Annotated in this window: 22 protein-coding genes; 11 read left to right on the top strand and 11 right to left on the bottom strand. The window is 75.1% G+C overall.

The window, feature by feature from the left end; genetic code table 11:
- Window positions 1–11 precede the first annotated feature (11 nt).
- Together ACFYNS_RS02400 and ACFYNS_RS02395 are read right to left on the bottom strand one after the other, a co-directional pair.
- Window positions 12–884, bottom strand: a complete 873-nt coding sequence (locus ACFYNS_RS02400; protein ID WP_388600207.1) for an undecaprenyl-diphosphate phosphatase — start codon at window positions 882–884, stop codon at window positions 12–14.
- Window positions 885–917: 33 nt separating this feature from the next.
- Entirely contained in the window at window positions 918–1,706 is a 789-nt protein-coding gene (locus ACFYNS_RS02395) for a TVP38/TMEM64 family protein (RefSeq protein WP_388600205.1), read from the bottom strand.
- 401 nt (window positions 1,707–2,107) lie between these two features.
- On the opposite strand from ACFYNS_RS02395, the gene ACFYNS_RS02390 reads away from it, so the two are divergent.
- Entirely contained in the window at window positions 2,108–2,809 is a 702-nt protein-coding gene (locus ACFYNS_RS02390) for a GTP-binding protein (RefSeq protein WP_388600202.1), read from the top strand.
- 28 nt (window positions 2,810–2,837) lie between these two features.
- Window positions 2,838–3,698 carry a spermidine synthase gene (locus ACFYNS_RS02385; protein WP_388600200.1) on the top strand — a complete coding sequence of 287 codons (861 nt, stop codon included), beginning with the start codon at window positions 2,838–2,840 and terminating at the stop codon, window positions 3,696–3,698.
- 42 nt (window positions 3,699–3,740) lie between these two features.
- Here ACFYNS_RS02385 and ACFYNS_RS02380 read toward each other — a convergent pair whose 3' ends face one another.
- Window positions 3,741–4,826, bottom strand: coding sequence for a hypothetical protein (locus ACFYNS_RS02380; RefSeq protein ID WP_360300011.1), 1,086 nt, complete (start codon window positions 4,824–4,826; stop codon window positions 3,741–3,743).
- Window positions 4,827–4,963: 137 nt separating this feature from the next.
- Here ACFYNS_RS02380 and ACFYNS_RS02375 point away from each other — a divergent pair, with 137 nt between their 5' ends.
- From ACFYNS_RS02375 to ACFYNS_RS02360, 4 genes are all read left to right on the top strand, one after another.
- A complete protein-coding gene (locus tag ACFYNS_RS02375; RefSeq protein ID WP_360300014.1) occupies window positions 4,964–5,419 on the top strand; it encodes a DUF4442 domain-containing protein in 456 nt (151 codons plus the stop codon).
- A gap of 152 nt (window positions 5,420–5,571) precedes the next feature.
- Entirely contained in the window at window positions 5,572–6,303 is a 732-nt protein-coding gene (locus tag ACFYNS_RS02370) for a DedA family protein (RefSeq protein ID WP_360300017.1), read from the top strand.
- Between the two features lie 39 nt (window positions 6,304–6,342).
- Window positions 6,343–6,891, top strand: a complete 549-nt coding sequence (locus ACFYNS_RS02365; protein ID WP_360300019.1) for a gamma carbonic anhydrase family protein — start codon at window positions 6,343–6,345, stop codon at window positions 6,889–6,891.
- 130 nt (window positions 6,892–7,021) lie between these two features.
- The gene (locus tag ACFYNS_RS02360; RefSeq protein ID WP_388600197.1) at window positions 7,022–7,777 is read left to right on the top strand and encodes an acyltransferase; all 756 of its coding nucleotides are present in this window, start codon (window positions 7,022–7,024) and stop codon (window positions 7,775–7,777) included.
- Window positions 7,778–7,790: 13 nt separating this feature from the next.
- Here ACFYNS_RS02360 and ACFYNS_RS02355 read toward each other — a convergent pair whose 3' ends face one another.
- On the bottom strand, window positions 7,791–8,663 hold the full coding sequence (locus ACFYNS_RS02355) for a DMT family transporter (RefSeq protein ID WP_360300025.1): 873 nt from the start codon (window positions 8,661–8,663) through the stop codon (window positions 7,791–7,793).
- An 89-nt stretch (window positions 8,664–8,752) separates the two neighbouring features.
- Between ACFYNS_RS02355 and ACFYNS_RS02350 the strand changes: the two genes are divergently transcribed.
- On the top strand, window positions 8,753–9,340 hold the full coding sequence (locus ACFYNS_RS02350; protein ID WP_360300028.1) for an XRE family transcriptional regulator: 588 nt from the start codon (window positions 8,753–8,755) through the stop codon (window positions 9,338–9,340).
- Window positions 9,341–9,431: 91 nt separating this feature from the next.
- On the opposite strand, the gene ACFYNS_RS02345 is transcribed toward ACFYNS_RS02350, so the two are convergent.
- A complete protein-coding gene (locus ACFYNS_RS02345) occupies window positions 9,432–9,839 on the bottom strand; it encodes a CoA-binding protein (RefSeq protein ID WP_388600194.1) in 408 nt (135 codons plus the stop codon).
- Window positions 9,840–9,927: 88 nt separating this feature from the next.
- Here ACFYNS_RS02345 and ACFYNS_RS02340 point away from each other — a divergent pair, with 88 nt between their 5' ends.
- The 3 genes from ACFYNS_RS02340 to ACFYNS_RS02330 all read left to right on the top strand — a co-directional run bounded on the left by ACFYNS_RS02340 (window position 9,928) and on the right by ACFYNS_RS02330 (window position 15,232).
- The gene (locus ACFYNS_RS02340; RefSeq protein WP_388600191.1) at window positions 9,928–10,593 is read left to right on the top strand and encodes a YigZ family protein; all 666 of its coding nucleotides are present in this window, start codon (window positions 9,928–9,930) and stop codon (window positions 10,591–10,593) included.
- A gap of 200 nt (window positions 10,594–10,793) precedes the next feature.
- A complete protein-coding gene (locus ACFYNS_RS02335) occupies window positions 10,794–12,038 on the top strand; it encodes an exonuclease SbcCD subunit D (protein WP_388600189.1) in 1,245 nt (414 codons plus the stop codon).
- A complete protein-coding gene (locus tag ACFYNS_RS02330; RefSeq protein WP_388600186.1) occupies window positions 12,035–15,232 on the top strand; it encodes an AAA family ATPase in 3,198 nt (1,065 codons plus the stop codon). The genes ACFYNS_RS02335 and ACFYNS_RS02330 overlap by 4 nt, the downstream gene beginning before the upstream one ends.
- A 119-nt stretch (window positions 15,233–15,351) precedes the next feature.
- Here ACFYNS_RS02330 and ACFYNS_RS02325 read toward each other — a convergent pair whose 3' ends face one another.
- The 4 genes from ACFYNS_RS02325 to ACFYNS_RS02310 form a co-directional block, all read right to left on the bottom strand.
- Window positions 15,352–17,064 (bottom strand): DUF885 domain-containing protein, encoded by a 1,713-nt coding sequence (locus ACFYNS_RS02325; protein WP_360303224.1) that lies wholly within the window; start codon window positions 17,062–17,064, stop codon window positions 15,352–15,354.
- A gap of 109 nt (window positions 17,065–17,173) precedes the next feature.
- Window positions 17,174–18,385: a GNAT family N-acetyltransferase gene (locus tag ACFYNS_RS02320; protein ID WP_360303222.1), complete on the bottom strand. Its 1,212-nt coding sequence runs from the start codon at window positions 18,383–18,385 to the stop codon at window positions 17,174–17,176.
- A gap of 172 nt (window positions 18,386–18,557) precedes the next feature.
- Window positions 18,558–19,076: a DUF1990 domain-containing protein gene (locus tag ACFYNS_RS02315; protein WP_360303220.1), complete on the bottom strand. Its 519-nt coding sequence runs from the start codon at window positions 19,074–19,076 to the stop codon at window positions 18,558–18,560.
- Between the two features lie 18 nt (window positions 19,077–19,094).
- Window positions 19,095–20,669 carry an alkaline phosphatase D family protein gene (locus ACFYNS_RS02310; RefSeq protein WP_388600183.1) on the bottom strand — a complete coding sequence of 525 codons (1,575 nt, stop codon included), beginning with the start codon at window positions 20,667–20,669 and terminating at the stop codon, window positions 19,095–19,097.
- 341 nt (window positions 20,670–21,010) lie between these two features.
- Here ACFYNS_RS02310 and ACFYNS_RS02305 point away from each other — a divergent pair, with 341 nt between their 5' ends.
- The gene (locus tag ACFYNS_RS02305) at window positions 21,011–24,259 is read left to right on the top strand and encodes a hypothetical protein (protein ID WP_388600181.1); all 3,249 of its coding nucleotides are present in this window, start codon (window positions 21,011–21,013) and stop codon (window positions 24,257–24,259) included.
- A 54-nt stretch (window positions 24,260–24,313) separates the two neighbouring features.
- Here the strand turns inward: ACFYNS_RS02305 and ACFYNS_RS02300 are convergent, their stop codons facing one another.
- Both ACFYNS_RS02300 and ACFYNS_RS02295 read right to left on the bottom strand, forming a co-directional pair.
- The gene (locus tag ACFYNS_RS02300) at window positions 24,314–24,784 is read right to left on the bottom strand and encodes a GNAT family N-acetyltransferase (protein WP_360296752.1); all 471 of its coding nucleotides are present in this window, start codon (window positions 24,782–24,784) and stop codon (window positions 24,314–24,316) included.
- Between the two features lie 145 nt (window positions 24,785–24,929).
- The gene (locus tag ACFYNS_RS02295; RefSeq protein WP_388600178.1) at window positions 24,930–25,832 is read right to left on the bottom strand and encodes an alpha/beta fold hydrolase; all 903 of its coding nucleotides are present in this window, start codon (window positions 25,830–25,832) and stop codon (window positions 24,930–24,932) included.
- Between the last annotated feature and the right edge of the window lie 157 nt (window positions 25,833–25,989).

Raw genomic sequence — 25,989 nt, 5'->3', positions numbered from 1 at the left:
CCGCGGGGCGCTCAGCCCACCGACTCGCCCGCGTGCGGGCTGAGGACGCCCGCCGCCATCAGGGCGAAGAGGGCCACTCCGAGCAGGATCCGGTAGATGACGAACGGCATGAAGCTGCGGGTGGAGATGAAGCGCATGAACCAGGCGATGACGCCATAGGCCACCACGAACGCCAGTGCGGTGGCGAAGAGGGTCGGCCCCCAGGAGACGTGGCCCTCGCCGATGTCCGCCAGTTCGAACAGCCCGGAGGCCAGGACCGCGGGTACGGCCAGCAGGAAGGAGTAGCGGGCCGCGGCCTCGCGGCGGTAGCCCATGAAGAGTCCGCCGCTGATGGTGGCGCCGGACCGGGACACTCCGGGTACCAGTGCCAGCGCCTGCGCGCAACCGTAGAGCAGGCCGTCGCGCACGGTGAGCTGTTCCAGGGACTTCCGCTCCCGCCGTGCCCGGTGGCGGCCGCCCTTGGTGTCGCGGGCCGCCATCCGGTCGGCGATGCCCAGCACGATGCCGAGGCCCACCAGCGTCGACGCGATCAGCCGCAGGTCGCGGAACGGGCCCTCGATCTGGTCCTTGAAGGTCAGCCCCAGCACTCCGATCGGAATGGAGCCGACGATGACGAGCCAGCCCGTCTTCGCGTTGTGGTCGCTGCGGGCCGCCGGGCTGTAGAGGGAGCGGAACCAGGCCGCGAGGATCCGGCCGATGTCCTTCCGGAAGAAGATCAGGACGGCGGTCTCGGTGCCGATCTGGGTGACGGCGGTGAAGGCCGCGCCGGGGTCCTGCCACCCCGCGAAGGCGGCGACCAGCCGCAGATGGGCGCTGGAGGAGATCGGGAGGAACTCGGTCAGTCCCTGGACGAGTCCGAGGACGAAGGATTCAAACCAAGACATCTGCTGCGGAGCTCGTCCCTGTGGTAGTCGGGGTCACGGGCGGGGGACCGGTGCCGGAGCGGCGGCGGGGGCGCGGGCCTCGTGTGCGAGTGCGGACCCGGGGGCCGTGTCCCCGCCCGGAGCGGTGCCCCGCAACTGGGCGCGCTTGCGCCAGGCGATCACAGCGCCCGCCAGCCCGGAGAGCGCGATGAAGGCGAACGAGGCCAGGAAGACCGGCGAGGTCGGAGTCGCGGCGCTGCTCCCGGCGATGACATAGGCCGCGGTGTTGGGCACCGAGCCGAGCGCGGTCGCGCTCAGGAAGGCGAGCCAGCGCATCCGGGAGACGGCCGCACCGTAGTTCGAAGCCGCGAACGGCACGCCCGGCAGCAGCCGGATGATCAGCATCGAGCGGAAGCCGTGCCGGCTCAACTGCCGGTCGGCGGACGACAGCCAGCGGCCCCGCAGCAGGGTGCGCAGGGCGTCCTGGCCGAGCATCCGGCCCAGCCCGAACGCGATGCCCGCGCCGATCACCGTGCCGGCCGTCGCCGAGAAGGTGCCCGCCTGCGCCCCGAAGAGGACACCGGCAGCCACGTTGAGCACGGGGCGCGGGACGAAGGCCGCCGTGCACACTCCGTAGGCGGCGCCGAAGAGGGCGACGGCCGCGCCTCCGGCGATCTCGGGGGGCCAGCCCTGGGCGAGCAGGCGCTGGGGCTCGTACAGCAGCATCGCCGTCGCGGCCGCGCACAGCAGTGCGGCGAGCAGGGCGAGGCGGGACCATGGCGAGAGCAGCGTCCGGGTGAGACGGCCGGGGAGTCCGTCTGGCTGCGTGGCGGGGACGGGCACGCTGGGAGCGTAACCGACGAATCGGTTCCCCCGCCGTTCGAAGCCTTGCGGAATGCCCGAAAGGTGCCGTTCCGCAGCGCTGTTCCCCGGGTGGCCATGTCCGCTTCCACCAGGGCCGGAAGGCCGCCCTGCGGAGGCGGCCGAAATCCGTTCGACGGGCGGTGGTTGAACGGGCGATGATCTCGGGGTGCCCGGGTTGCCCCTTCTCTGTGCTCCGGCCGCGGTGGCGGCCGCCGCGCGGGCTGCCCTCCTGCCGACGGCGGGCGCGCACGTCCACTCCGTTCCGCCCGGCGGCCGCCCCCGCCGACGCTGACCCTCCCGGACCGGCCGAGGACCCCACAGGGGAGGGTCGGCTGCTTTCCGGGGTCCCGACTCGTCCGTACCGGTCCAGGAGGGCACCCATGTCCGGCCTCAGCCACCCGCGCACCGCCCCGTTCCCCGTCCCCCACCTCACCATCGGCACGCTGGGCCATTCCGGGCACGGCAAGACCACACTGGCCGTCGCGCTGGCCGCCCGCGGGCCCGGGGCGGCTCCCCGCAGGCCGGGATCGGAGGCGGCCGCCGTCCGCCCGGACGGATACCCGCCGGCCCGCAGGCAGCGCTTCCGATGCTTCCGGTACGCCACCGACACCCGGCACTACACCGTCCTGGATCCGGCCCCGCGCGTGGTGTCCGGCACCGTTCCGCGCCGCGGCGCCGGTGCGTCGGTCCGGGGGCGTGCGGACGCCTCCGGGGTCCGCACCGGTCTGGACGGCGCGCTGCTCGTCGTCTCCGTGCGCGAGGGCGTGCGTCCGGGAACCGCCGAGCAGCTCGCGCTCGCGCGCCGCGGCGGCCTGGTCCATCTGGTCGTCGCCCTCACCATGGCCGAGGCGGGCAGCGACGAAGTGAGCGAACGGGTCGAGCACCAGGTGCGGGCGCTGCTGGCGGCGCACGGCTTCGCCGGGGGGAACCTCCCGGCCGTCCGGGTCTCCGCCCGCCGTGCTCTCGAGGGCGATCCGCGCTGGACGGGCTCGATCGAGGCGCTGCTGGATGCCGTCGACACCTATGTGCCGCTGCCGGAACGTGCCCCGCGGCCCCGGCACCCCGGGACCGGGGTGCGCTGAGGCCGCGGCGGGCCCGCACAATGGAGGGGTGGAGACCGACGCCGACGGGGAGCAGATACCCCGCATCCGAACCGTCGCGGGCGGCACGGCCAAGCTGCTGCCGGACATCGACCGGGACCGGGCCTGGCTGCTGACGCTGGACGGTGCCCCGCAGTCGTACGTCGACCTCGACGAACCCGGGCATCTGGAGTTCGAGTACGCGCGCCGGGTCGGCCATCTGCTGGACCTCGCCGCGCCGCCCGGAGCGCCGCTGGACGTGCTCCACCTCGGCGGGGGAGCGCTCACCCTGCCGCGCTATCTCGCCGCGACCCGTCCCGGCTCCCGGCAGCGGGTGGCCGAACCGGACGCGGAGCTGACCGCCTTCGTCACCGAGCAGCTGCCGCTCCCGGCCGGTGCCGAGGTCGCGGTGGAGGCGGCCGACGGGCGGGCCGTGCTGGAGTCCTCGGCCTCGGCGGGTGCCGATGTCCTGGTCTCCGACGTGTACGGCGGTTCGCGGATGCCCGCGCACCTGACCACGCTGCCGTACGCGCGCGAGGCGGCGCGGGTGCTGCGTCCCGGCGGTCTGTACGTGGCCAACCTCGCCGACGCCGCGCCGTTCCGCTTCCTCGCCTCCCAACTGGCCACGTTCGCCGCGGTCTTCCCGCAGCTCGCGCTCGTCGCGGAGCCCGCGGTGCTGCGCGGCCGCCGGTTCGGCAACATCCTGCTGCTCGCCTCGCACGCGGAGCAGCCGCTCGCGGAGCTGGCCCGCCGCTGCTCGGCCGATCCGTTCCCGGCCCGGGTGGAGCACGGCACGGCGCTGGAGCACTTCACGCGGGGTGTGCGCGCTGTCGAGGACGGCGAGGCGGTGCCGTCCCCCGAACCGCCGGACGGCGCCTTCAGCCTGGGCTGAGGGCGCCGTCGCCGTCCGGTTCCCGTGGTCCGGGGGGCGGGGTCAGCCGCGGGGCTCGTCCCCGCCGCCGTCGTAGTCGCGGAGGCTGCCGGTCATCTTCTTGATGGTCGCGTCCGGGACCTCGTCCTTGACGCCGGCGTCGGTGTAGAGGACCCAGATCGCCAGGTCACCGTTGCTGTTGATCCAGGAGACCGTGACGACCTTGCCCGCGCTGGTGGAGCACTTGTCCTCCTTCGGGGCTCCGGTGATCTTGGCGGTGACGGTGTGACCCTTGATGCCGTGGTCGTTCTTGAACGGCTTGGGCTTGGAGACCTTGAGGGTGCCCTTCTGCTTCTGGTCGTAGCCGGCCAGTGCGAAGTTGCCGGCGGCGATCCGCGCCGCCTCCTTGGTGTCCTTGGAACCCTGCGCGCCCTTGGTGCCGACGCCGGCGCGGCTGCTGCGCTTGCACCAGTCGTCCTTGTAGTAGGCGGGCGCCGACATGGCGACCAGGACCTTGCCCTTGTCGTCCTCGAATCCGGTGATGGTGCCCGTGCTCGCGAGGGTCCAGTCGTCGTTGTCGGGGACGTCGAAGGCGGAGTACCACTTCGGGTTGACGACGGTCTGCCACCCCTCCACCACCGGGTCCGAGGGGTCCTTGGAGGCGCCGCCGCCTCCCGGCTCGCCCTTCTCGCTCTTCTCCGGCTTCGTCTTCACCGAGGGCGAGGAGGTCTTGTCGGCCTCGTTCTTCTTGCCCCCGCCGGAGTCGTCGCCGCCGAGGACGAGGACCCCGGCCACCGTCGCGGCGATGACCGCCACAGCGGCGACGATCGCGATGGCGATCGTCTTGTTCCGGCCGCCTCCGCCGCCTCCGCCCTTGGGGGACTGCGGGCTGCCGGGCATGGTCCCCGGGCCCCACTGTCCCGACTGCCCCGGGCCGCCCGGCTGACCATAGGGGTGGGGAGCCTGTCCGGGCTGCTGGCCATAGCCCGACGGGCCCGGCTGCTGCCCCTGGCCGGGCTGCTGGCCCGGCGGCTGCTGCCCGTAGCCGGGCTGCTGGTACGGGTTCGGTTGCCCGTACCCGGGCTGCTGGTACGGGTTCGGCTGCTGCGGGTTCTGCTCGCCCCCGGGCGGCTGCTGTCCTGGCCACATGGCCGACAACCCTATGGTGCGGTCTCCGCGTCGGCCACGGCGCGGTCCTGGATCGGTACGGACCCGCTACACGAATGGGGCCGAAGCGGGAAGGAACGATTCTCCCGCCCCGAGTTACCGAGTGGTAACGTGCGGCCATGACCACACAGTCGCAGCCGGACATCGGCGAGCTGATGCGGGCCTCCGTGCCCATGGCCCGCACGCTCAACCTCGAGTACCTGGAGACCTCGCCGGAACGGGTCGTCGTCTCCCTGCCCGACCAGAGCGAGTACCACAACCACGTGGGCGGCCCGCACGCCGGCGCGATGTTCACGCTTGCCGAGTCCGCGACCGGCGCGGTGACCCTGGCCGCATTCGCCGACCAGCTCTCCCGCGCCGTCCCGCTGCCGGTACGCGCCGAGATGGACTTCAAGAAGATCGCCAAGGGGGTGGTCACCGCCACCGCCGAGCTCGGCCGCCCGGCCGCCGAGGTGATCGCCGAGCTGGACCGGGGAGAGCGCCCCGAGTTCCCGGTCCGGGTCGCGCTCCGCCGCCCCGACGGCGCGGTCACCAGCGAGATGACCGTCGTGTGGACCCTGCGGCCCAACGACTGACGCCGCTCCGCGCCGCCGGTCCGGTCCCGGTGCCCTCCGGCAGGGGAGCGGCGCGCGAGGCAGTGGACGCGGGCCGGCCCGCGGTCGAGTAGGCTTCCGAATTCGTGCCGTCATGGCAGCTCGTGCTCCGATGTCATGAGAGGAAGCCGCAGTTGCACATCCAGGACTGGCTGGAGAGCGTTCCGGCCGTCAGCGTGTACCTCCTGGTGGGGGTGGTCATCGGGCTGGAGAGCCTGGGGATCCCGCTGCCGGGAGAGATCGTCCTCGTCAGCTCCGCGCTGCTCTCCTCGCAGCAGGGGCACATCGATCCGCTGATCCTGGGGACCTGCGCCACGGTCGGTGCCGTCGTGGGTGACTCGATCGGGTACGCCATCGGCCGGAGAGGCGGCAAGCCGCTGCTGGACTGGCTGGGCGGGAAGTTCCCCAAACACTTCGGTCCCGGCCATGTGGCCACCGCCGAGCGCTCCTTCCAGCGGTGGGGCATGTGGGCCGTCTTCTTCGGCCGTTTCATCGCCCTGCTGCGGATCTTCGCGGGGCCGCTCTCGGGCGTGCTGAAGATGCCGTACTGGAAGTTCCTGACCGCGAACGTCCTGGGCGGTGTGGTGTGGGCCGGCGGCACGACCGCGGTCATCTACTACGTCGGTATCGTCGCCGAGGCGTGGCTCAAGCGCTTCTCCTGGCTCGGGCTGGTGGCCGCCGTGCTGATCGGTCTCGCCTCCATGGTGATCGTCAAGCGCCGGGCCGCGAAGATGGCCGCCGAAGCGGTCGAGGAGCACCGGTCCGAGCGCGCCGCCGCGCGGGAGGACGACCACGCGCCCGCCGCGGAGGGCGACCCCCGCCGGTCCGAGCGCGACGGCACCCCGTCGGCCCCGGTCGGCGACTGAGCGGGAACGGCCGGCGAGACATCCGGAGTGGAGAGCAGCGTGACACAGTACGGGCTGATCGTGACGGTCGGCGGGCACGAACCGCAGCTGGATCCCACGGCGTTCAACGCGCCGACCTCGGTGATCGCGGGCGACGTCACCCTGGCGGCCGGGTCGAGCGTGTGGTACGGCGCCGTGCTGCGGGCCGACGCCGCCCCCATCGTGCTCGGTGAGGGAAGCAATGTGCAGGACAACTGCACCGTGCACGGCGATCCCGGCTTCCCCGTCGAGGTCGGCGCCCGGGTCACCGTGGGCCACAACGCCGTGCTGCACGGCTGCACGGTCGAGGACGACGTGCTGATCGGCATGGGCGCCACGGTCCTCAACGGCGCCCGCATCGGTGCCGGTTCCCTCGTCGCGGCCCAGGCCCTGGTGCCGCAGGGGACCGTCGTGCCGCCCGGTTCGCTGGTGGCCGGGGTGCCCGGCAAGGTGCGGCGGCAGCTGACGGACGAGGAGTTCGAGGGCGTGCGCCTCAACGCGCTCGGCTATGTGGACCTGGCCGAGCAGCACCGCGGGGCAACCGCCGGGGAACGGCCGGCCGCCCCCTGAGCGGTTCGGCGACCGGGCGCGCCCCTGCTCGCGGCGGTTGCGAACCCCGCGCCCGGCGGGAGCGTCGCTCGAAGCTACCGGTGAGGAACCTCACCGGGGCGCGGCGGTGCCGGGGCGCTACGGTGACGGCGTGCCATCCCTCAGGAACACGTTCTCCTCCCTCACCTCCCGCGCCGTGCACGGCCTCTGGCGCCGGGCCCGGCAGGCGGGGGCCGTCACCGCGCGGCGCCCGGGGCCGTACGCGTTCCGCCGTATCGGGACCGGGACACGGCTCGCCTTTCCGCAGGGGACGCTCTTCGGGACGCCGTGGATCGAGCTCGGCGACCACTGCATCGTCGGCCAGGACGTCACGCTGACGGCGGGGATGATGCCGGACCTGGAGCTGGGGCCGGAGACGGTGCTGCGGCTGGGGAACGGTGTGGTGCTGGGCCGGGGCAGCCACATCATCGCGGACACCCGGGTCAGTCTCGGCGACGACGTGTTCTGCGGCCCGTACGTCTACATCACCTCGACCAACCACTCCTACGACGACCCGGAGCTGCCCGTCGGCAAGCAGTGGCCGCGCACCGCACCGGTGGAGATCGGTGCGGGGAGCTGGATCGGCGCGGGGGCCGTCGTCCTGCCCGGTGCGACGCTGGGGCGCAACGTGGTGGTCGCGGCGGGGGCCGTGGTGCGGGGTGAGATACCCGATCACTCCGTGGTCGCGGGTGCCCCGGCCAGGGTGGTCCGTCGGCTGGACCCGGAGCAGGGGTGGCAGCCGCCGCTGCGCACCCCGCCGCCGGTGCCGGTTCCCGAGGGCGTCAGTCCGCAGGAGCTGGTCGCCCTCGCCGACCTGCCTGCCGCGCCGGACGCCGAGCCGTCCGACGGCTCGTCGTCCGGCGGCTGAGCCGGTGCTCCGGTCAGCCCGAGGCCAGCAGGACCGTGCCCAGCAGCGCCAGCCCGGCGCCTGTGGTCTGCAGCGCGCGCAGTCGCTCCTGGAGCACGCTCCGTGCGGCGAGCGCGGTGACGACGGGGTAGAGCGAGGCGAGGACGGCGGCCACCGTGACGGGGCCGTGCTGCGCGGCGACCGCGTACGTCCCGTTGGCGGCGACGTCGGCCAGACCGACGAAGGTCAGCGCGGGCAGCGCAGCCCACACCGCCCGCGGGCCCTCCTCGGGGAGCGCCGGTGTGCCGCGCCGCACCGAGGCCCAGAGCGCTCCGCCGCCCACGACGACGTTGACCACCCGCTGCACGAACAGCGTCAGGAAGAGCCCCGCGAGCGTCGTGGACGCCTCGGCGACCAGGCTCATCGTCGCGCCGAAGCCGAAGGCCGCGATGAGGGTGAGCAGGACCGTGCGCCGCTGCACGGGTGTGCCTCCGCCGCCCACGCCGCCGGCCAGCACCACTCCGGTGACGGCGACCAGGGTGCCCAGGGCCTGGAGCGGGCCCGGCCGTTCGCCGTGCAGGGCCATGCCGACGGCCACCGGCACGGCGACGCTGCCGAGGGTGGCGACGGGGGAGACCACTCCCATCGGGCCGACGGCCAGCGCCCGGTAGAAGCACAGCATCGACACCGGACCGATGGCCCCGGCCGCCACCGCGCACCACAGCAGGCGCGCGTCCAGTTCGCCCCAGGCGCCGGTGGCGAGCACGATGACGCCGAGCACCAGGCAGGCCGCGCCCTGCGAGACGACCACCACCGTCAGCTCGCGCAGTCGCTTGCTGAGCAGCCCGCCGCCGAAGTCGGCCAGCCCCCACAGGAGGCTGGTGGCCAGCGCGAAGACAGCGGTCATGGCGAATTCCCTCGCAGTACAGTGTGGTGAACGCTCAAGTCCAGCACACCGTAGTACATCGCAATGCACTCTGTCATTTAATATTTTGGATGGTGCGGAACACCGTGACGGACCTCGACCACCTCACGCAGGCGCTCGCCCGCAACCTGAAACATCTGCGGGCCGAGCGCGGCTTCACCCTCGACGCCCTCGCGGCGCGGGCCGGTGTCAGCAGGGGCATGCTCATCCAGATCGAACAGGCCCGCACCAACCCCAGCGTGGGCACCGTCGTCAAGATCGGCGACGCACTCGGCGTCAGCATCACCTCACTCCTGGACTTCGACCAGGAGCCGCAGGTCCGCCTGGTGCCGCCGGAGCAGGCGGTGCGGCTGTGGTCCACCGAGGCGGGCAGCCACAGCACCCTGCTCGCGGGCACCGAGGCGCCCGGTCCGCTGGAGCTGTGGCACTGGAAGCTGGCACCGGGAGACGCCAGCAGTTCCGATCCGCACCCGCTGGGCACCACGGAACTCGTGCACGTCACGACGGGCACGCTCACCCTCGAGGTGGACGGCGACCCCTACACGGTGCCGGCCGGGACGTCCGCGTGCTTCGAGTCCCACGTCCCGCACGGCTACCGCAACGACGGGCCGGAGAACGTCGAGATGACCATGGCTGTCGCAGTCCCCGCGCCCCGCTGAACCGGACGGCCGCGCCGGTGGTCCGGGTGTCTGCCACGTCGCTCCCGCCGGCGGGGCGCCGACCGCTCCCGTGCGGCGGTCGGCTCCGTGCTCACCCCAGCCGCGGGATCTCGATCGCCGGACACCGGTCCATCACCATCCGGAGTCCGGCCGCCCGGGTGCGCTCCCAGGCCGCCTCGTCCACCACGCCGAGCTGGAACCAGACAGCCTGTGCACCGATCGCCACCGCCTCGTCGGCCACCTGTCCCGCAAGCTCGGAGCGGACGAACACGTCCACCACGTCCACCGGGAACGGGATCTGCGCGAGCGTCGCGTGGCCGCGCTCGCCGTGCACGGTCTCCGCGCTCGGGTGGACCGGAACGACCCGTTTGCCGAATCGCTGCAGCACCTCGGCCACCCCCCAGGCGGGTCGGGAGGTGTTCTGCGACAGCCCCACCACCGCCCAGGTGTCACCCAGCTCGGTGAGAATCTCCCGCACCGTCCCGGTATCGCCGTACATCACTCTCTCCTCTGCGGCAGACCAGCTCCTCGGGACAACGGACAGCACCCCCCGCCGATTCCCGCGGCTGCGGCCATAGGCTGGCGGGATGCACCAGGAGCAGCACGCACAGCAGGAGCGGCAGCCAGGGCCCGCGGAGTACGTCACCGTGGCCGGGGAGGGCGTGCACGAGACCGAGGTCAACCGCTCCCGCTTCCTGTGCGCCCTCGCGCCCGCGGCCACGGAAGCCGAGGCCCAGGAGTTCATCGCCCGGATCCGCAGGCAGCACCCCGGTGCCAACCACAACTGCTCGGCCTATGTCCTCGGAGCCGACGCGGGCATCCAGAAGGCGAACGACGACGGTGAGCCGGGCGGCACCGCGGGAGTGCCGATGCTCCAGATGCTGCTGCGGCGCGAGGTGCGGTACACGGTCGCCGTCGTCACCCGCTACTTCGGCGGCGTCAAACTGGGCGCCGGCGGCCTGATCCGCGCCTACGGAGGTGCGGTCGGCGAGGCCCTGGACGCGGTGGGGACCGTCACCAGACGCCGCTTCCGGCTGCTGACGGTCACGGTCGGGCACGAGCGCGCCGGACGCCTGGAGAACGAACTGCGCGCCACCGGGCGGGAGGTGCGCGAAGTGCGCTACGGCGCCGAGGTCGCCATCGAGATCGGTCTGCCCGACGCCGACCTGGCCGACTTCCGCAGCTGGCTGGCGGACGCGACGGCGGGCAGCGCGCGAGTCGAGGTGGGCGGCGAGGCGTTCGGTACGGTCTGAGCCGTGGGGGGGGGGGGGGGGGGGGGGGGGGGGGGGGGGGGGGGGGGGGGGGGGCGGGGGGCGCGCGGGGCGGCGGGGGCGGGGGCGGGCGCGCGCGGCCCGCCCCCCCCCCCCCCCCCCCCCCCCCCCCCCCCCCCCCCCCCCCCCCCCCCGGGCCCGCGGGCCCGCACTGTCGGTGGTGGGCCTTAGGGTCGTTGACCATGCGTCTGCTGCACACCTCGGACTGGCATCTGGGCCGGAGCTTCCACCGCGTGAGCCTCCTCGACGCCCAGCACGCCTTCCTGGACCACCTGGTCGCCACCGTCGAGGAGCGGGCGGTGGACGCCGTGCTGGTCTCCGGCGACGTCTACGACCGCGCGGTCCCCTCCCTCGCCGCCGTCGAGATGTTCGACCGGACGCTCTCCCGCCTCGCGGACCTCGGCGTGCCCACCGTGATGATCTCCGGCAACCACGACTCGGCACGCCGGCTGGGGGTCGGCGCGAAACTGCTCGGCCGCGCCGGGGTCCACCTGCGCACCGACCCCCGCGAGTGCGGCACTCCCGTACTCCTCGAACCCGCCGACGGAGGCGGTCCGGTGGCCGTCTACGGAGTGCCCTACCTGGAGCCCTCGCTGGTGCGCGAGACGCTCGGTGCCAAGAGCGGCGGCCACACCGCCGTGCTCCGCGCCGCGACGGACCGGATCCGCGCCGACCTCGCCGCCCGTCCGGCCGGGACGCGCTCCGTCGTGCTGGCCCACGCCTTCGTGACCGGCGCCGAAGTCTGCGACAGCGAACGGGACATCACCGTCGGCGGTGTCGCCTCGGTGCCCGCCTCGGTCTTCGAGGGGGTCGACTACGTCGCGCTCGGCCACCTGCACAACTGTCAGACCCTCTCCGAGCGGATCCGCTACTCCGGCACCCCGATCGCCTACTCGTTCTCCGAGGCCGGGCACCGGAAGTCCATGTGGCTGGTCGAACTCGGCCCCTCGGGCGAACCGGCGGCCGAGCGGCTGCCCTGCCCCGTCCCCCGGCCGCTCGCCCGGCTGCGCGGCAGGCTGGCGGAGCTGCTGGAGGACCCGGCCCTCGAGCAGCACACCGGCTCCTGGGTGGAGGCCACGCTCACCGACGCGGCCCGCCCGCACGACCCGATGGCCCGGCTGACCGCGCGCTTCCCGCACACCGTCAGTCTCGTCTTCGCACCCGACAGGGAGGAGGACGGCGACGCCCGCTCCTACGCCGCACGGCTCAGCGGGCGCACCGACCGGCAGATCACCGAGGACTTCGTCGGCCATGTACGCCCCGGACAGCAGGCGGCGCCCGAGGAGCGTGAGATGCTCGGGCAGGCGCTGGAGGCCGTCCGGGTCGTCGAGGCCGAGCCGGACGCCGCTGCCGCCCCGCGTGCGGCGCGGCCCCCGGCCGACGGCCGGCGCCCGGGTCAGCACGGTGTGCGGGCGGTGACCCGTTGAGGCTCCACCGGCTGTCCCTCACCGCCTTCGGCCCGTTCGGCGGCACGCACACCGTCGACTTCGACACGCTCTCCTCGGCCGGGCTGTTCCTGCTGCACGGAGCCACCGGCGCGGGCAAGACCTCGGTGCTGGACGCCGTCTGCTTCGCGCTCTACGGCGGCGTGCCCGGCGCCCGCCAGCAGCCCGGCGGCACCCTGCGCAGCGACCACGCCGACCCGCGCGTGCGGACCCAGGTCGTCCTCGACCTGACCGTGGCGGGCCGGCGGCTGGAGGTCACCCGCGCCCCCGAGCAGCTGCGGCCCAAGGCCCGGGGCACCGGCCTCACCCGCGAACGCGCCCGCTGCGAACTGCGCGCCTGGGACCCGGCCGCGGGCGAGTGGCAGGGGCTCAGCCGCTCCCACCAGGAGATCGGTGAGGAGATCGGGCAGGCCCTGGGCATGAGCAAGGACCAGTTCTGTCAGGTGGTGCTGCTGCCGCAGGGCGATTTCGCCCGGTTCCTGCGCTCGGGTGCCGAGGACCGGGCCAAGCTGCTGGGTCGGCTCTTCGACACCGGCCGGTTCGCCGCCGTCGAGGAAGAACTCGCACGGATGCGCAAGACCGCCCAGCGCCAGGTCGTCGCCGCCGACGAGGACCTGCTGGCCCTCGCCCACCGGATGCGGCAGGCCGTCGGCGACCCCGCGGAGCTCGCCGAAGGTCCCGCGGACACCCCTGCCGCCGACCCGCTCCCCGGCCAGCGCACCGGCTCGGCCCGCGGCTCGGCGCCGGACGCCCGCGGCGGCGGAAGCGCGCGGGCCCGCGGCGGCGCCCGCGGCCGGGCGGCGCCGCCCGCCGAGTCCCCCGCGCGCGACGGGCTCGCCCCCGGCGACCCCGGTCTCGCAGACTCCGTCCTGGTCTGGGCGGCGCAGGCCCGGACCCACGCGCGGGAACGCCACGCCGGCGCGGCCCTCGCCGCCGACACCGCTCGGGCACGCCACACGGAGGCCGTCCGGGAGCTGGAAGAGGTCCGGGACCTGGCCCGCGCGCAGCAGCAGTTCGCGCATGCCCGGCAGCGCTCCGAGGAACTGGCGGCGGGCACCGCGGAGCGGGACGCGGAGCGGCAGCTGCTGGAGCGGGCGCAGGCCGCCGACACGGTGCTGCCCGCCCTGCGGCTGCACAGCACCGCACAGCAGGAGCACACCCGGGCCCGAGCCGCGGAACGGGAGGCGCGTGCGGACCTCCCGGACGCTCTCGCCGACGCCGGCCCCGACCGGCTGTCAGCGCTGGAAGGTGAACTGCGGCAGGAACTGGGGGCACTGCGGGTCACCCGCGAGGAGGAACCGCGCGCCGCCGCGATCGAGACCGAACTGCACCGACTGGACGCCGAGTCCCGGACCGACGACGACCTCCTCCGCGAGACGGGGGAGTGGCTGGGGGGCTGGGAGGAGCAGCAGCGCGGCCTCGAACGGCGGGTGGCCGAGGCACTGGAGGCCGCCACCCGTGCCGAGCACCTGGCGGGCCGTCTGCACCCCGCCCGCGCCCGCCTGCAGGCTGCGCACCGCCGGGACCGGCTGGACATCGAGATCGAGTCGGCCGACGAGGTGCGGCGCCGGGCCCGCGAGGAGGCCGCCGACGCCAAGGAATACTGGCTCGCGGTGCGGGAGCGGCGGCTGCGCGGCATCGCGGCGGAGCTCGCCGCGAACCTGGCCGCGGGCACCCCCTGCGCCGTGTGCGGCGCCACCGAACATCCCGATCCGGCCCGCGCGGAGCCCGGCCACGTGGACCGGGCGGCAGAGGAGGAGGCGCTCGCCCGCTCGCAGCGGGCAGCCGAGCACCACCGCTCGGCCGAGCAGCGGCTCGCCGCGCTGCGCGACAGCCGCACCGAGGCGGCAGCCGAAGCGGCGGCCGAAGCAACCGGGGAAGGAGCCGGGGCAGCGGCCGACGGCGGCACCGAGCAACTGGCCAGTGCCGTCACCGCCCTGGAGCAGGAGCACGCCCGGGCCCGCACCCAGGCGTCCGGCGCCCATGAGGCCCGCGAGGCGCTGGCCGCCGCCGAGCGGGAGCACACCGAGCGGAGCGCGGCCCGCCAGGAAGCCGAGCGCCGGGCCGCCGCGCGCACCTCGACCCGGGAGGCGCTGCAGCGGGAACTGGCGGCGCTCACCGAGCGGCTGAGCAGAGCACGCGGCGCGGCACCCAGCGTCGCCGCCCGCTGCGCGGAGCTGGAACGCCGGGTCGGTCTGCTCTCCCGCACCGCCGAGGCAGCCCGCGCAGCCGCCCGCACCGCCGAACGGCTCACCGAGGCCGCCGCGCAGCGGTCGGAGGCGGTCGGCCGCGCCGGCTTCGCCGCACCCGAGGAGGCGGAGGGCGCGGTACTGCCCGAGCCCCGGCAGCGCGAGCTGCGGACCCGGCTGGAGCGCCGGCAGGCGGAGGAGGCCGCCGCCGCGGAGGAACTGGCCGACCCCGAGCTGGCCGCGGCCGCGGACCGGCCGGCCGCGGAGCCGGAGGCGGCACGGGCCGCCGCCGAGGCCGCCGAGGAACGGCTCCGGGCCGCGGACGCCGAACGGCACGCCGCGCGCGGCCGGGTGGAGGCGCTGGACGGCCTGGGTGAGCGGGCCGCCGACCGGGTCCGGCGGGTGGCGCCGCTGCGCGGCTCCTACGAGCGCGTCGCCCGGCTGGCCGGGCTGGCCGCCGGCACCTCACCGGAGAACGAGCGCCGGATGCGGCTGGAGTCCTATGTGCTGGCCGCCCGGCTCGAACAGGTCGCCGCCGCGGCCTCGGCGCGGCTCGGCCGGATGTCCGGCGGCCGCTACACGCTCGTGCACTCCGACGAACGGTCCGGCGGGCGGGGCAGATCCGGGCTCGGGCTGCACGTCGTGGACGCCTGGACGGGTGCCGAGCGGGACACCGCGACACTCTCCGGCGGTGAGACCTTCTTCGCCTCGCTGGCCCTCGCCCTCGGGCTGGCCGATGTGGTGACCGAGGAGGCCGGCGGCACTCGGCTGGAGACCCTCTTCATCGACGAGGGCTTCGGCAGTCTGGACGAGCAGACGCTGGACGAGGTGCTGGACGTCCTCGACTCGCTGCGCGAGCGGGACCGCTGTGTCGGCATCGTCAGCCACGTGGCCGATCTGCGCCGCCGGGTGCCCGCCCAGCTGGAGGTCGTCAAGGCGCGCGCGGGCTCCACCCTGCGCCACCGGGCCGCCCCGGCCGACACCTGACCGGCCCGGACGGCGGCCGGGCCCCGCGCGGACGACCAGGACCCGCGCCCCGACCGGTCGGCCGTCCGGCGGTGCTGCCGGACCCGCCCCACGGCCGGTCCGGCAGCGCGCGCGGCGGTTCAGAGCGCGGACAGCTCCGCCACCAGGTCGTCGAGTCCGAGGGAGCCCTGCGAGAGGGCCGCCATGTGCCAGGCCTTGGCGTCGAAGGCGGCGCCGTGTGCGCGCTGCGCGGCCGCGCGGCCCTCCAGCCAGGCGCGCTCGCCCAGCTTGTAGCCGATGGCCTGCCCCGGCATCCCCAGGTAGCGCACCAGTTCGCTCTCCACGAAGTCCGCAGGGCGCCCGCTGTGCATGCCGAAGAATTCCTGGGCCAGTTCCGGAGTCCACCGCTCACCCGGGTGGAAGGGCGAGTCGGCAGGGATCTCCAACTCCAGGTGCATGCCGATGTCGACGATCACCCGGGTGGAGCGCATCATCTGCGCGTCCAGATAGCCCAGCCGCCGCTCCGGCGTGGTCAGGAAGCCCAGCTCGTCCATGAGCCGCTCGGCGTACAGCGCCCAGCCCTCGGCGTTGGCGCTGACCATGCCCACGGTCGTCTGGTAGCGCGAGAGCTTGTCGGCGACGTACGTCCACTGCGCGAGCTGCAGATGGTGTCCGGGTACGCCTTCGTGGTACCAGGTGGTGACCAGGTCGTAGACCGGGAACCGGGTCTCGCCCATGGTCGGCAGCCAGGTGCGGCCCGGCCGGGAGAAGTCCAGCGACGGCTGGGTGTAGTACGGCGCGGCCGCGCTGCCGGGCGGGGCGATGCGGGCCTCCACCCGGCGTACCGGCTCGGCGAGTTCGAAGTGCGTGCCGTCCAGCTCGGCGATCGCCTCGTCCATCAGCGCCTGGAGCCAGTCGCGGACCTCGTCGACACCCTCCACGGCTTCGCCATGGGTGTCCAGGTGGCGCAGCGCCTCCCAGGGGGTCCGGGCGCCGGGCAGGATCTTCTCCGCCTCGGTGCGCATCTCGGCCAGCAGCCGGTGGAATTCCTGCCAGCCGTAGCGGTAGGACTCCTCCAGGTCCAGGTCCGCGCCGTTCCAGTAGCGCGCCCAGCGCGCGTACCGCTCGCGGCCCACCGTCTCCGGTGCTCCGGCGACACCCGGCGCGTACACGTCCCGCAGCCAGTCGCGCAGTTCCGCGACGGCGCGGGTGGCCTCGGCGGCGGCCTCGCCCAGTTCCGGCCGGAGGGTGTCGGGGCAGCCGCCGGCGAACTCCGCGAACCAGCCCCGGTCGTCCTCCGCGTCCTTCTCGCCCAGCCACTGCGCGAGCTGCTCCAGCACGGTGGCGACCTGGCGGGGCCCGGCGTACAGCTTCCGGGCGAGCCCCTCGGCCAGCGAGGCGCGGTATCCGTCGAGCGCGACCGGCATCGCCCGCATCCGGGCGGCGACTGCCTTCCAGTCCTCCTCCGTCTCGGAGGGCATCACCGTGAAGATGCCGCGCACCGCGTGCAGCGGCGAGTTGAGGTTGCTGACGGCGCGCAGTCCCTCGCCGGCCTCGTGGACGGCCAGCTCGGCGGTGAGCCGCTCGCGGAGCAGCCGGGCGCAGCGCCGCTCCTCGTCGCTGTCCGCGCCCGGCCGGGCCTCCGCCGCGGTCAGCTCCTCCAGCGTGGTGCGGCTCAGGACGGCCGTCGCCTCCTGACCTGCGGGGGAGAAGTCCGGCAGCCTGCCGTGGCACTCGGGCACCCCGAGGTAGGTGCCGGTGAGCGGGTCGAGTTCGACGACTGCGTCGACGTAGGTGTCTGCCACCTGGCGGGGCAGGGGGCCGGGGGTCGCTGTGTTGATCGCATCGGACATGGGCCCATCCTCGTACGCCGGTACCCCTTCCGTCAGCACCGGGCCGACCCGGTGGGGCACCGAGCCGGCGCGCGGGTGCGGCCGGCGGGCACCGCGGCGGGGCCGGGGCTCAGTGGGGCGCGACCGCCGCGGGTGCCAGGGTCGCGGTCACCACCAGCGTGCCCTCCTCGATCTGATAGTCGAGCGGCAGCCCCAGTCCGCGCATCGCCGCGACCATGCCGGTGTTGGAGGACCGGGTCACCGCGTAGACGCTCTCGCAGCGGGCCTCGCGGGCCATGTCGGTCAGCCGCCGCAGCAGGGCGGCGCCGATGCCCCGGTGCTGCCAGGCGTCCTCGACCAGCAGCGCAGCCTCGGTCTCGTCGCCGTCCCACAGCAGGTGCCCGAGCGCCACCAGTTCGCCCGCGGGCGACTCCACGGCCAGGGTGCGGCCGAACCGGGGGGAGAGCAGGTGTCGCAGATAGCGGTCGGCGTACTTGACGGGGCCGTGGTACCGCTGGGTGAGTGTCTGCTTCGAGCAGCGGGCGTGCATGGCCAGCGCGGCCTCCAGATCGCCCTCGTCGGCGCGGCGGATGGTGACGGACCGGCCGCCGGGCAGCGTCAGCGCGTGCCGCTCCCCGGGGGTGCGGCGCCCCAGCCGGGCGTCCAGCTCCACCAGCGCGTGGGCCCGCGCGAACTCGGTGGGGGTGAAGGGCACATGGTGCCGTTCCACGACGATCTCTCCTCCGGCAGGGTCGGGCAGGCGCAGCAGCGTACCCTCCAGCGCCCCTTCCGCGGGCGTGTCGCCGGGGACCGAGCGGATCGAGCAGCGGCCCAGCAGCGCCCGCAGGGCCGACGGGAGTTCGGCCGTGTCCAGGGCCGTCCTGGTGGCCAGGTTGAGCACCCGGGTCGGGGTGTCCACCAGGTCGTGTGCGTCGGCCCGCTCCGCCCAGGTGCCGGTGCCGCCTGCTTCGGAGAGCAGCCGGGCCAGCTCCCGGGGCTGTACCGCGTCGGAGGTGCGCAGCAGGAACTCGTCCACCGTGCGGTCGCCGAGCGGGTGGGTCTGGAGCGTGAGGATGTCGACGCCGCCCGCTGCCAGGGCGCCGCAGATCCGGGCGAGGGTGCCGGGTTCGTCCCGCACGGTCGTGCGCACCCGCCACAGCGCGGTGGCGTTGCCGGTGGACCGTCGCACGGCCGCCGCGGCGCTCCGGAGCCCCCGTCCGCCGCGGCCCGGCCGGACGCGCCACGCCCGCAGACCGCGTCGTGCGGCCGGCGCCGCGCGCCGCCGGCGGGGCGCCGTGCCGGTGGTGGTGTCCGTCTTCTTCGCGGCAGGGTCATCAGCCATACGAGCATCCTCGCGGACGGTCGTTGCCTGACCACGAACGGCATATGACAGGTGCGTAAAAAGAGCGCATGCCGAGCAAAAGTCCCGTTTGCGGCAGGCCGTGCGGCGGCCCTCGGTACGCCCCCGAGGCCACGACCGTGGCTCTCGGGGCCGATCCCGCGGAGCGCGCCGGTCACTCCCGGGCCAGCCTGCGCAGCACCTGTCCGCACCGGAGTGCGTAGCTCCGTTGCAACACCGGCAGCACGGGTCCCGCCGCCCGCGTCCACCACACCGCGGGCACGCTGTAGGCCCGCACGGTCAGCCGGACGGTGCCGTCGGCCGTTTGTTCGACGAGGAAGGCCTCTTCGCCGCGCTGCGGATGGCCCGGGAGCGTCCCGTACGCCCATCCGGCGCGCCGCTCCTCCTCGACGGCCCACACCACCCGGCACGGTCCGCCCACCCGCAGCGCTCCCACGCCCAGGCCGACCGTCACCCGCACCCCGGGTGCGGCGCGATCGGCTTCCGCCTCGATGCGGACCCCCATCGCACGGTGCATGCGCCACTCCAGCAGCGCCCGCGAGGCCGCCGCGAAGACGGCCCCGCCGGTGCCCAGCGGGGTGCGGACCCGCAGTGCGCGGAACCCGGGCGGGGTCACGCGGTACGCGGTCCGGCCGACCGGCGTGTAGCTGTACTCGTCCCGCGGTGCGGTCACCGCGTCACCCGGCCCGGCTCACTGGCCCACCCGGCCGGGCCGGAGCGTCTTGGTGAACAGCACCGCCCCACTCTCCTCGCGCAGCCGCACGGTGAGTTCCCCGGTGGAGCCGTCGATGTCCACCTGCCCGAAGTGCTGCCCTCCCTCGCTCGGGGGAGTGTTGGCGCGCTCCGGGGCCCGGATGAACCGCTGCTCGGGCCCGAAGGTGCCGTCCAGCTTCAGCGCTCCGAAACCGCCCGCGTTCAGCGGCCCGGAGACGAACTCCCAGAACGGGGCGAAGTCGGCGAAGGCGGCGCGGCCGGGGTCGTACCGCTGCGCGCTGGTGTAGTGCACGTCCGTGGTGAGCCACACCGTTCCGGTGACGCGGTGGTGCTTGATGTGCCGCAGCAGTTCGGCGATCTGCAGCTCCCGGCCCAGCGGGGCGCCCGGATCACCTTGTGCGACGGCCTCGTAGTCGGTTCCGCCATCCGGCACGACCAGCCCCAACGGCATGTCCGAGGCGATCACCTTCCACACCGCGCGCGAGCGCGACAGCTCCCGCTTGAGCCACCGCAACTGCCGCTCGCCCAGAATGCCCTGGCGGTCGTCGGGGCTGCGGCCGGGCGAGTTCGCGTTCCGGTAGGCCCGCATGTCCAGCACGAACACGTCCAGCAGCGGACCGTGCCGCACCACTCGGTGGACGCGCCCGTCCTCGTCACCGGGCGGCAGGGTGCTGACCGGGAAGTACTCGCCGAAGGCCCGCAGCGAGCGCGCCGCGAGAGTGGAGACGTCCTTCTCGGTGTAGCGGTCGTCGTCCAGGAGCTCGCCCGGGTACCAGTTGTTGAGCACCTCGTGGTCGTCCCACTGCACGATCGAGGGAACCTGCGCGTTGAACCTGCGCAGGTTTCCGGCCAGCAGGTTGTAGCGGAAGTTGCCGCGGAACTCCGCCAGCGTCTCGGCCACCTTGGACTTCTCCTCGGTGGTGACGTTCCGCCAGATGCTGCCGTCCGGCAGCTCCACCCGCTCCTGGATGGGGGAGTCGGCGTAGATCGTGTCGCCGCTGTTGAGGAAGAAGTCCGGATCCAGCCGCCGCATCCGGTCGAAGATCGGATATCCGCCCCGGTCGGGGTTGATGCCCCAGCCCTGCCCGGCCAGGTCGCCCGACCACAGGAAGCGCACGTCGTGCCGGTGCGCCGGTGCCGTGCGGAAAGTTCCGTGCACCGGCCGGCCCGCGCGCCGCGGATCGTCCGGGTCGGCCAGCAGCACCCGGTAGTGGATCTGCTCGCCCGCGGGCAGCCCGTGCAGCGCGGTGCGTCCGGTGAAGTCGGTCTCCGGCCCCACCACCGGGCCCCACCACCGCTTCGGGCTGCGGAAGCTCTCGGTCGCGGACGTCTCCACCACCATCCGCGCACGGCGGTCCGCGCGCACCCACACCAGACCGGAGGACGCCGTCACGTCGCCCGTCTGCACGCCCCAGTCCGCGGACGGCCTGCCGCGCCGCGCCTGCGCGGGGGCGGCGGGGCCCAGCAGCGGCAGCGACAGCGCCGCGCCCGCCGTGCCGCGCAGCAGGGCCCGTCGTGCGGGGCGGCTGCCGGTCGGATCGTCCTGTGCCATGTGCGGGCCTCCTCGAGAGGTTGCGAGTGTGCGCCTTCGGAGCGTGGGACGGAGACGGGCCCCGGCCGCGGAGCGGAGGACCACTCCCGCGCCCCGGAGATCCGCCGCGGCGCCGCGCGCCGCCCGTCACCCGGGCGAGCTGTATCCCGTTCCCGTGGTGTGTCTGCTCCTCCCGTCTGCCGTACATCCGAAGCCCCAGTGAACACCGGTGCCACACCGGACAGAAGAGGCGGCACGCGACTGCGTGTGTCCGGCCGCTCACCGCAGCCTAGGATTGCCGCTTCACGGACAACTCCACCCGCATCCCGCCCGACCCGTTCCACCCCGGCCCAGGAGGCCCGATGACCACCAGCCGTACGCCTGCCGAGCTTCGTACGGACATCCGGGCGAGCGGCCTGGCCCCGCACGGGCCCGAACGCGTCGCACGCGCCGAGGAACTGGTCGCGCAGGCCGAGGCGGCCGCGGAGGCCGGCACCCGGGAGGGCCGGTCCGCCCTGGGCGCGGCGCTGCTGCACCTGGCCGCCAGCCGCGCCTTCGGGACCGCGGCCCGCACCACTCCCGCCCCCGTCGCCCAGGCATTGCGGCTGCGGGACGAGGACCCGGAGGCGTTCGACTCCGAGGACGCCTTCGCGCTGCTGTGGTCCCTCCGCTGGGCCGTGGCGGACCTGGTCGCCGACCCGGCCGTCCCGGTGGCGGAGATCGAGGAGTGGCTCACCCTGCTGGCCCGCGAGCACGACCGCGCCGGGCTGTCCCGGCGCGCCGTGTACGCGCGCGAGTTCCTGGTCGCGCAGCGGTTCGATGACCGGCAGCGGGCCGCGCGCGCCTACAGCGCCTGGCTGGAGGCGGAACGCGACCGCAGCGCCGACTGCGCGGGCTGCGAACTGGCCTGGCGCGGCCACGCGTACGCCGTGCGCGCCGAGGAGGCCGAGGCCGCGGCACCGGGCGCCGGAGCAGCCCAGGACGAGACGGCGCTGCGGATGTGGGAACCGGTGCTGCGCGGCGAGTACGCCTGCGCGGACCGGCGCCCCTACCTGCTGGCCGCCTCCCTGGGGCCGCTGCTGCGCCTGGGCCGCGCCGCGGAGGCGCGGAGCCGGCATCTCGCGGGCTGCCTGCTGGTGCGGGAGGCGCCGACCGGGCGCGGTGCACTCGCCCGGCACCTGGAGTTCTGCGCCCGCACCGGCAACGAGCCGCGTGGCCTGGAGATCCTCGCCGAACAGGACGGGACGCGGTGGGAGGAGCAGCAGGACGCGCCCGGCCACCAGGCGTGGATGTCCGCCGTCGCACTGCTGATGCGCCGGCTCGGCGACCTGGGGCACACCGCCCTGCCGGTCCCCGGCCCTCCGGGACGGGACTGGAGCGCAGAGTCCCTGCGGGAATATGCCGCCGCGCAGGCCCTGGACACCGCAGAACGCTTCGACCGGCGCGCCGGCACCAGCGGGCACCGCGCGGCGGTGCGCCGCCGACTCGCCGCCCGGCCGCTGGTCCCGCACCTGCCGCTGGGGGTCGGCGCCGTCGCGTTCCCCGCGCCGCCCGCGGCCCGCGCGGCGCCGCGCAGGCCGGAGCCCGGTGCGGGAAGCGGCACGGAGCGGGTGCCGGACGCGGGGGCAGGAACCGGGAGCCGGCCGGATACGGGACGCGGAACCGAGCCCCGGCCGCAGGCCGGTGCGGGGCCCGGCGCCGGTGTGCCGGACGCGCAACGGCTGCTGGCCCAGGCGCGGCGGCTGAGCGCCGTCGGCCACCCGGAGGCGGCCGCGCGGTGGGCCGCGGCGGCTGCTGCCGCCGCCCGTACGGGGGAGCGGCTCGACCACGTGTCGCGGGCCGAACTCCTCGACCACAGGTCCCGAGCTGCGGCGCGGACCGATCCGGCGGCCGGTGCCGCCGGATTCGCGGAGGCCGCCAGCCTCTTCGCCGGGGCCGACCTGCCCGGCGAAGCCCTGGTGTGCCGCGCGCGGGCCGCTTCCGCCGCCTCCCGCGCTCCCGAGGGGGCAGCAGTGCCGCCCGAGTCCCTCGACGCACTGTGCGCCGAGGCCCAGCATCTGCACGCCGCGGGGCGCGTCGGCACCCGGCACGCCACCGCCGTGCTGCTGGTCCGGGCCCGGGTGCGCGCACGTGACCTCGGCGGGGCGCAGGACGACGGGGGAAACGGCGGCGGCACCCCCTTCGACGCGGCCAACCCTGCCAACCGGCCGCCGGCCGCCGACGCGGAGTACGCGGCCGGGCCGGCGCGTCCGGAGAGTGCGGCCGACCCGCTGGGCCCGGCGGCTGACGCGCTCGACGCGGAACTTGCCGACCTGGTCGCGTACGCGCTGCGGGACCGTGGCGAGCCCGCTGTCCGGGCCGGGATCGCCGAGGCCGTCGAGACGCGGGGCATGCTGGCAGCCCGGCGCGGCGACGCGGTGCGCGCGGGCGAACTGCTGGCCGAGTCCGCCGACCTCTTCCACGAGGCGGGCCGACCGTGGTCCGCCACCGGACCGGAACTGGCCCTGGCCCGACTGCTGATGGAGACCGGCGACCACAAGCGCGCCGCCGAGGTGCTGCGCGGCGCCCTGCAGGACCGGCCGGGCGCTGCCGTGCGCCCGTCCGCCGACCTGGCGCGCCTGCACCTGCTGCACGCCGACGTGCACGCGGCCCAGGGCCTGCTGGCCGAGGAGGCCGAATCGCTCCGGCACGCGGCGCACGCGCTGGCCGGTTCGGGCAGCCCCGCGGAGGCCACCCGGGCCGGTCTCCGGCTCGGCGGCTGCCTGCTCGTCCTGGAGGAGACCGACGAGGCGGCCGCCGTCCTGGTCGAGGCCCTCGGCGGCCTGCTGGAGCGCGAGGACGAACCGGGCCTCGTGCAGGCGTGCGTCTGGCTCGGCCAGTCCTGCACCCGCCCCGAGCAGGTGCGGGCCGCCGCCGGGCTGCTCCGCCGCGCGGCCGAGCTGCCGCACCGGTGGCGGGACCGGCACGGGTGCGCCGTCGTCACCCACCTGGCGGCCGACACCCACCGTGCCTGCGGCCGGCACACCGCGGCGGGCGAGCTGTACGGCCGGGCCGAGGAGCTGTGGCGGGAGCTGGGCGATCCGCATGCGGTGATCCGTACGCTGCACGCCCGGGGCTGGCTGGCCATGGAGTCGGGTGCGCCGGTCGAGGAGGCGCTGGGGTTCATGGCCGCGGCACAGGAGGAGATCGCCCGGGTGCTGCGCTCCGAGGAGGGCCCCCGGGACGAGGAGCAGCGCCTCCGGCTCCGTCTGGAGGTCGGCCACACCTACCGGCAGACGGCCGAACTGCTGGTCGAGCCGGTGCCGGTGCCGGCCCCCGGAGAGCTGGGCGCCTCCGCGCTGGACTGCTACGCCCGGGGCGTCGAGTACGCCGAGCGTGCCGTGGCGGCTTTCCACTCCTGCGGCGACGCCGGTCTGCACGAGGCGACGAGCGCGGAGCTGCGGGCTGCCGCACTCGAGGTGGACCTGGGCCGCTACGACCAGGCCGTCACCCGGCTCACCCGGGTGCGGGCCGCCTATCCGGCCGGGCGCCCCGACCCGCACGGGACCGTCGCCGAGCGGGAGAGCGAGGCGGGCGCGCTGGAGCTGCGCATCGAGACGGCGCTGAGCTGACGGCCTCCGCCGGACCCGCGCAGGTGCGGGTCCGGCTGCCCGCGCGGCGCCATGTCACAGGCGGCGGGCGAGTACGACGCGGTCCTGCCCCGGGCCGTCGTAGTCGGCGATCGGTTCCGAGCACGCGAAGCCCATCGCGGTGTGGAAGGCGATCGAGCGGCTGTTCTGCGGCGAGGTGATCGCCTTGACGACCCTGCGCTCGTTCCGGCGCGCGCAGGCGAAGAACTGCTCGTAGAGCGACCTCGCGAGCCCGGTGCGCCGCGCCGCCGGGGCGACCCCGGTGAAGTGGATGTAGGCCTCGTCGGCGCGGGACGGGGACAGGAAGCCGATGACGAAACCGGTGAGTTCACCCCCCGGGCCCTCGGCGATCAGGCTGGTGCCGTGGAAGTGGTCCAGGTGGAGCCGGTGGAGCAGGCCCGTCACCGGCTTGCCCCACCAGGCGTCCGCCACCGCGATGATCGCGTCGTAGTCCTCGGGGCGCGCGGTCCGGGTCGCGACGCCGCCGGATGCGGGGGGAAGAGTCATGGCCACAGCCTCGCATCCGCCCGCGTCGGCCGGGTGCTGTCGGGTACGAGGCGGTCCGCCCCCAGTGCCCCCCCCCGGGGGGGCGGACGGGAAACGACGGCGCGGGCGCCGGGCGGAGGACCGAACCGATGCCGTGCGCCCGGGCTCAGGTGCGGCTGCGAACCGTTCCCGGCCGGTCCGCGTGCCGGGCCGTGTCCAGGACGACGCGGGCGACGGCGGCCGGGTCGTCGTTCATCGGTACGTGGCCGCAGTTGCGCAGCCGCACCAGGCGCGCGCCGGGCATCGCACGCTTGGCACGGACGCCCTGGCGGCGCAGCAGCAGCCGGTCCCGGTCGCCCCAGCCGATCGTCACCGGCAGGTCCCCGAGGTCCTGGTCGAAGCGCGCCGCGGGGCGGCGGCCCTCGGCCAGTACCGGGGCGAAGCCCGCCGCCTGCCGCAGCGCGCGGGTCTCGGCCACCACGGCGTCGGCCGGACGCCGCCCGGGCCGCGCGTAGATGGTGCCGGTCAGGGCGGCGCGCCCGGCAGGGGTGCGGGCCAGCACCTCCAGCGCGGGGTCGGGCAGGGCTCGCGCCCCGGCCCGCATGCCGCGCAGCACCGCGTAGGCGTACAGCCGCTCGGGGCGGGTGAAGAAGCCCGCGGGGGAGAGCGCGGTGACCGAACGTGCCGCGCCGTGCAGGCCCAGCTCCAGGGCCAGCAGTCCGCCCAGCGAGTTGCCCACCACGTGGGGGCGTTCGACTCCCAGGGCCGTGCAGGTCGCGGCGAGGAGCGGCACCACCCGGCCCAGCCCGTAGGAGGCGTCGTCGGGCAGCGGCTGGGAGGCGCCGAAGCCGGGCAGGTCGAGGGCGATCACCTCGTGGCTTCCCGCGAGCACCGACAGCACCGGCTCCCAGGCCTGCCAGTGGTGGCCGATGCCGTGCAGCAGCAGCATCGGCTCGCCCGAGCCGCGCCGCTCGTAGGCCATCTCGACCGGTGGTCCTCCGGCCACCGGGACCTCGACCACGGAGGCTGGGGCGCCTGAGGGTGTCTGCGGGGTGAAGACGGCGGGCATGGCAACTCCTGGTTCCTGCGGTGCTGCGCGGCATGTCGGCGGTGCGGCGCCCCGGCCCGGGGGCGTGCGCCGCCGCGACTCGTTGACACGATGTCAGCAAGCGTCCGTCCAGGGAAGCCCCGTGTCCTGCGGCCCGGCCCCCGGTGGCATGATGGCG

It is taken from the genome of Streptomyces sp. NPDC006925, from assembly GCF_042869575.1.
Lineage (GTDB): Bacteria > Actinomycetota > Actinomycetes > Streptomycetales > Streptomycetaceae > Streptomyces.
Note: the sequence above shows the minus strand (reverse complement) of the source record. Positions and strands in the feature narration are given on the sequence as shown.

Bases quoted from the DNA above. Each gene is read 5' to 3' on its own strand.
- ACFYNS_RS02400 (WP_388600207.1), bottom strand. From the start codon at position 884: ATGTCTTGGTTTGAATCCTTCGTCCTCGGACTCGTCCAGGGACTGACC.
- ACFYNS_RS02390 (WP_388600202.1), top strand. From the start codon at position 2,108: ATGTCCGGCCTCAGCCACCCGCGCACCGCCCCGTTCCCCGTCCCCCAC.
- ACFYNS_RS02380 (WP_360300011.1), bottom strand. From the start codon at position 4,826: ATGTGGCCAGGACAGCAGCCGCCCGGGGGCGAGCAGAACCCGCAGCAG.
- ACFYNS_RS02375 (WP_360300014.1), top strand. From the start codon at position 4,964: ATGACCACACAGTCGCAGCCGGACATCGGCGAGCTGATGCGGGCCTCC.
- ACFYNS_RS02355 (WP_360300025.1), bottom strand. From the start codon at position 8,663: ATGACCGCTGTCTTCGCGCTGGCCACCAGCCTCCTGTGGGGGCTGGCC.
- ACFYNS_RS02350 (WP_360300028.1), top strand. From the start codon at position 8,753: ATGGTGCGGAACACCGTGACGGACCTCGACCACCTCACGCAGGCGCTC.
- ACFYNS_RS02345 (WP_388600194.1), bottom strand. From the start codon at position 9,839: ATGTACGGCGATACCGGGACGGTGCGGGAGATTCTCACCGAGCTGGGT.
- ACFYNS_RS02340 (WP_388600191.1), top strand. From the start codon at position 9,928: ATGCACCAGGAGCAGCACGCACAGCAGGAGCGGCAGCCAGGGCCCGCG.
- ACFYNS_RS02335 (WP_388600189.1), top strand. From the start codon at position 10,794: ATGCGTCTGCTGCACACCTCGGACTGGCATCTGGGCCGGAGCTTCCAC.
- ACFYNS_RS02325 (WP_360303224.1), bottom strand. From the start codon at position 17,064: ATGTCCGATGCGATCAACACAGCGACCCCCGGCCCCCTGCCCCGCCAG.
- ACFYNS_RS02320 (WP_360303222.1), bottom strand. From the start codon at position 18,385: ATGGCTGATGACCCTGCCGCGAAGAAGACGGACACCACCACCGGCACG.
- ACFYNS_RS02310 (WP_388600183.1), bottom strand. From the start codon at position 20,669: ATGGCACAGGACGATCCGACCGGCAGCCGCCCCGCACGACGGGCCCTG.
- ACFYNS_RS02305 (WP_388600181.1), top strand. From the start codon at position 21,011: ATGACCACCAGCCGTACGCCTGCCGAGCTTCGTACGGACATCCGGGCG.
- ACFYNS_RS02300 (WP_360296752.1), bottom strand. From the start codon at position 24,784: ATGACTCTTCCCCCCGCATCCGGCGGCGTCGCGACCCGGACCGCGCGC.
- ACFYNS_RS02295 (WP_388600178.1), bottom strand. From the start codon at position 25,832: ATGCCCGCCGTCTTCACCCCGCAGACACCCTCAGGCGCCCCAGCCTCC.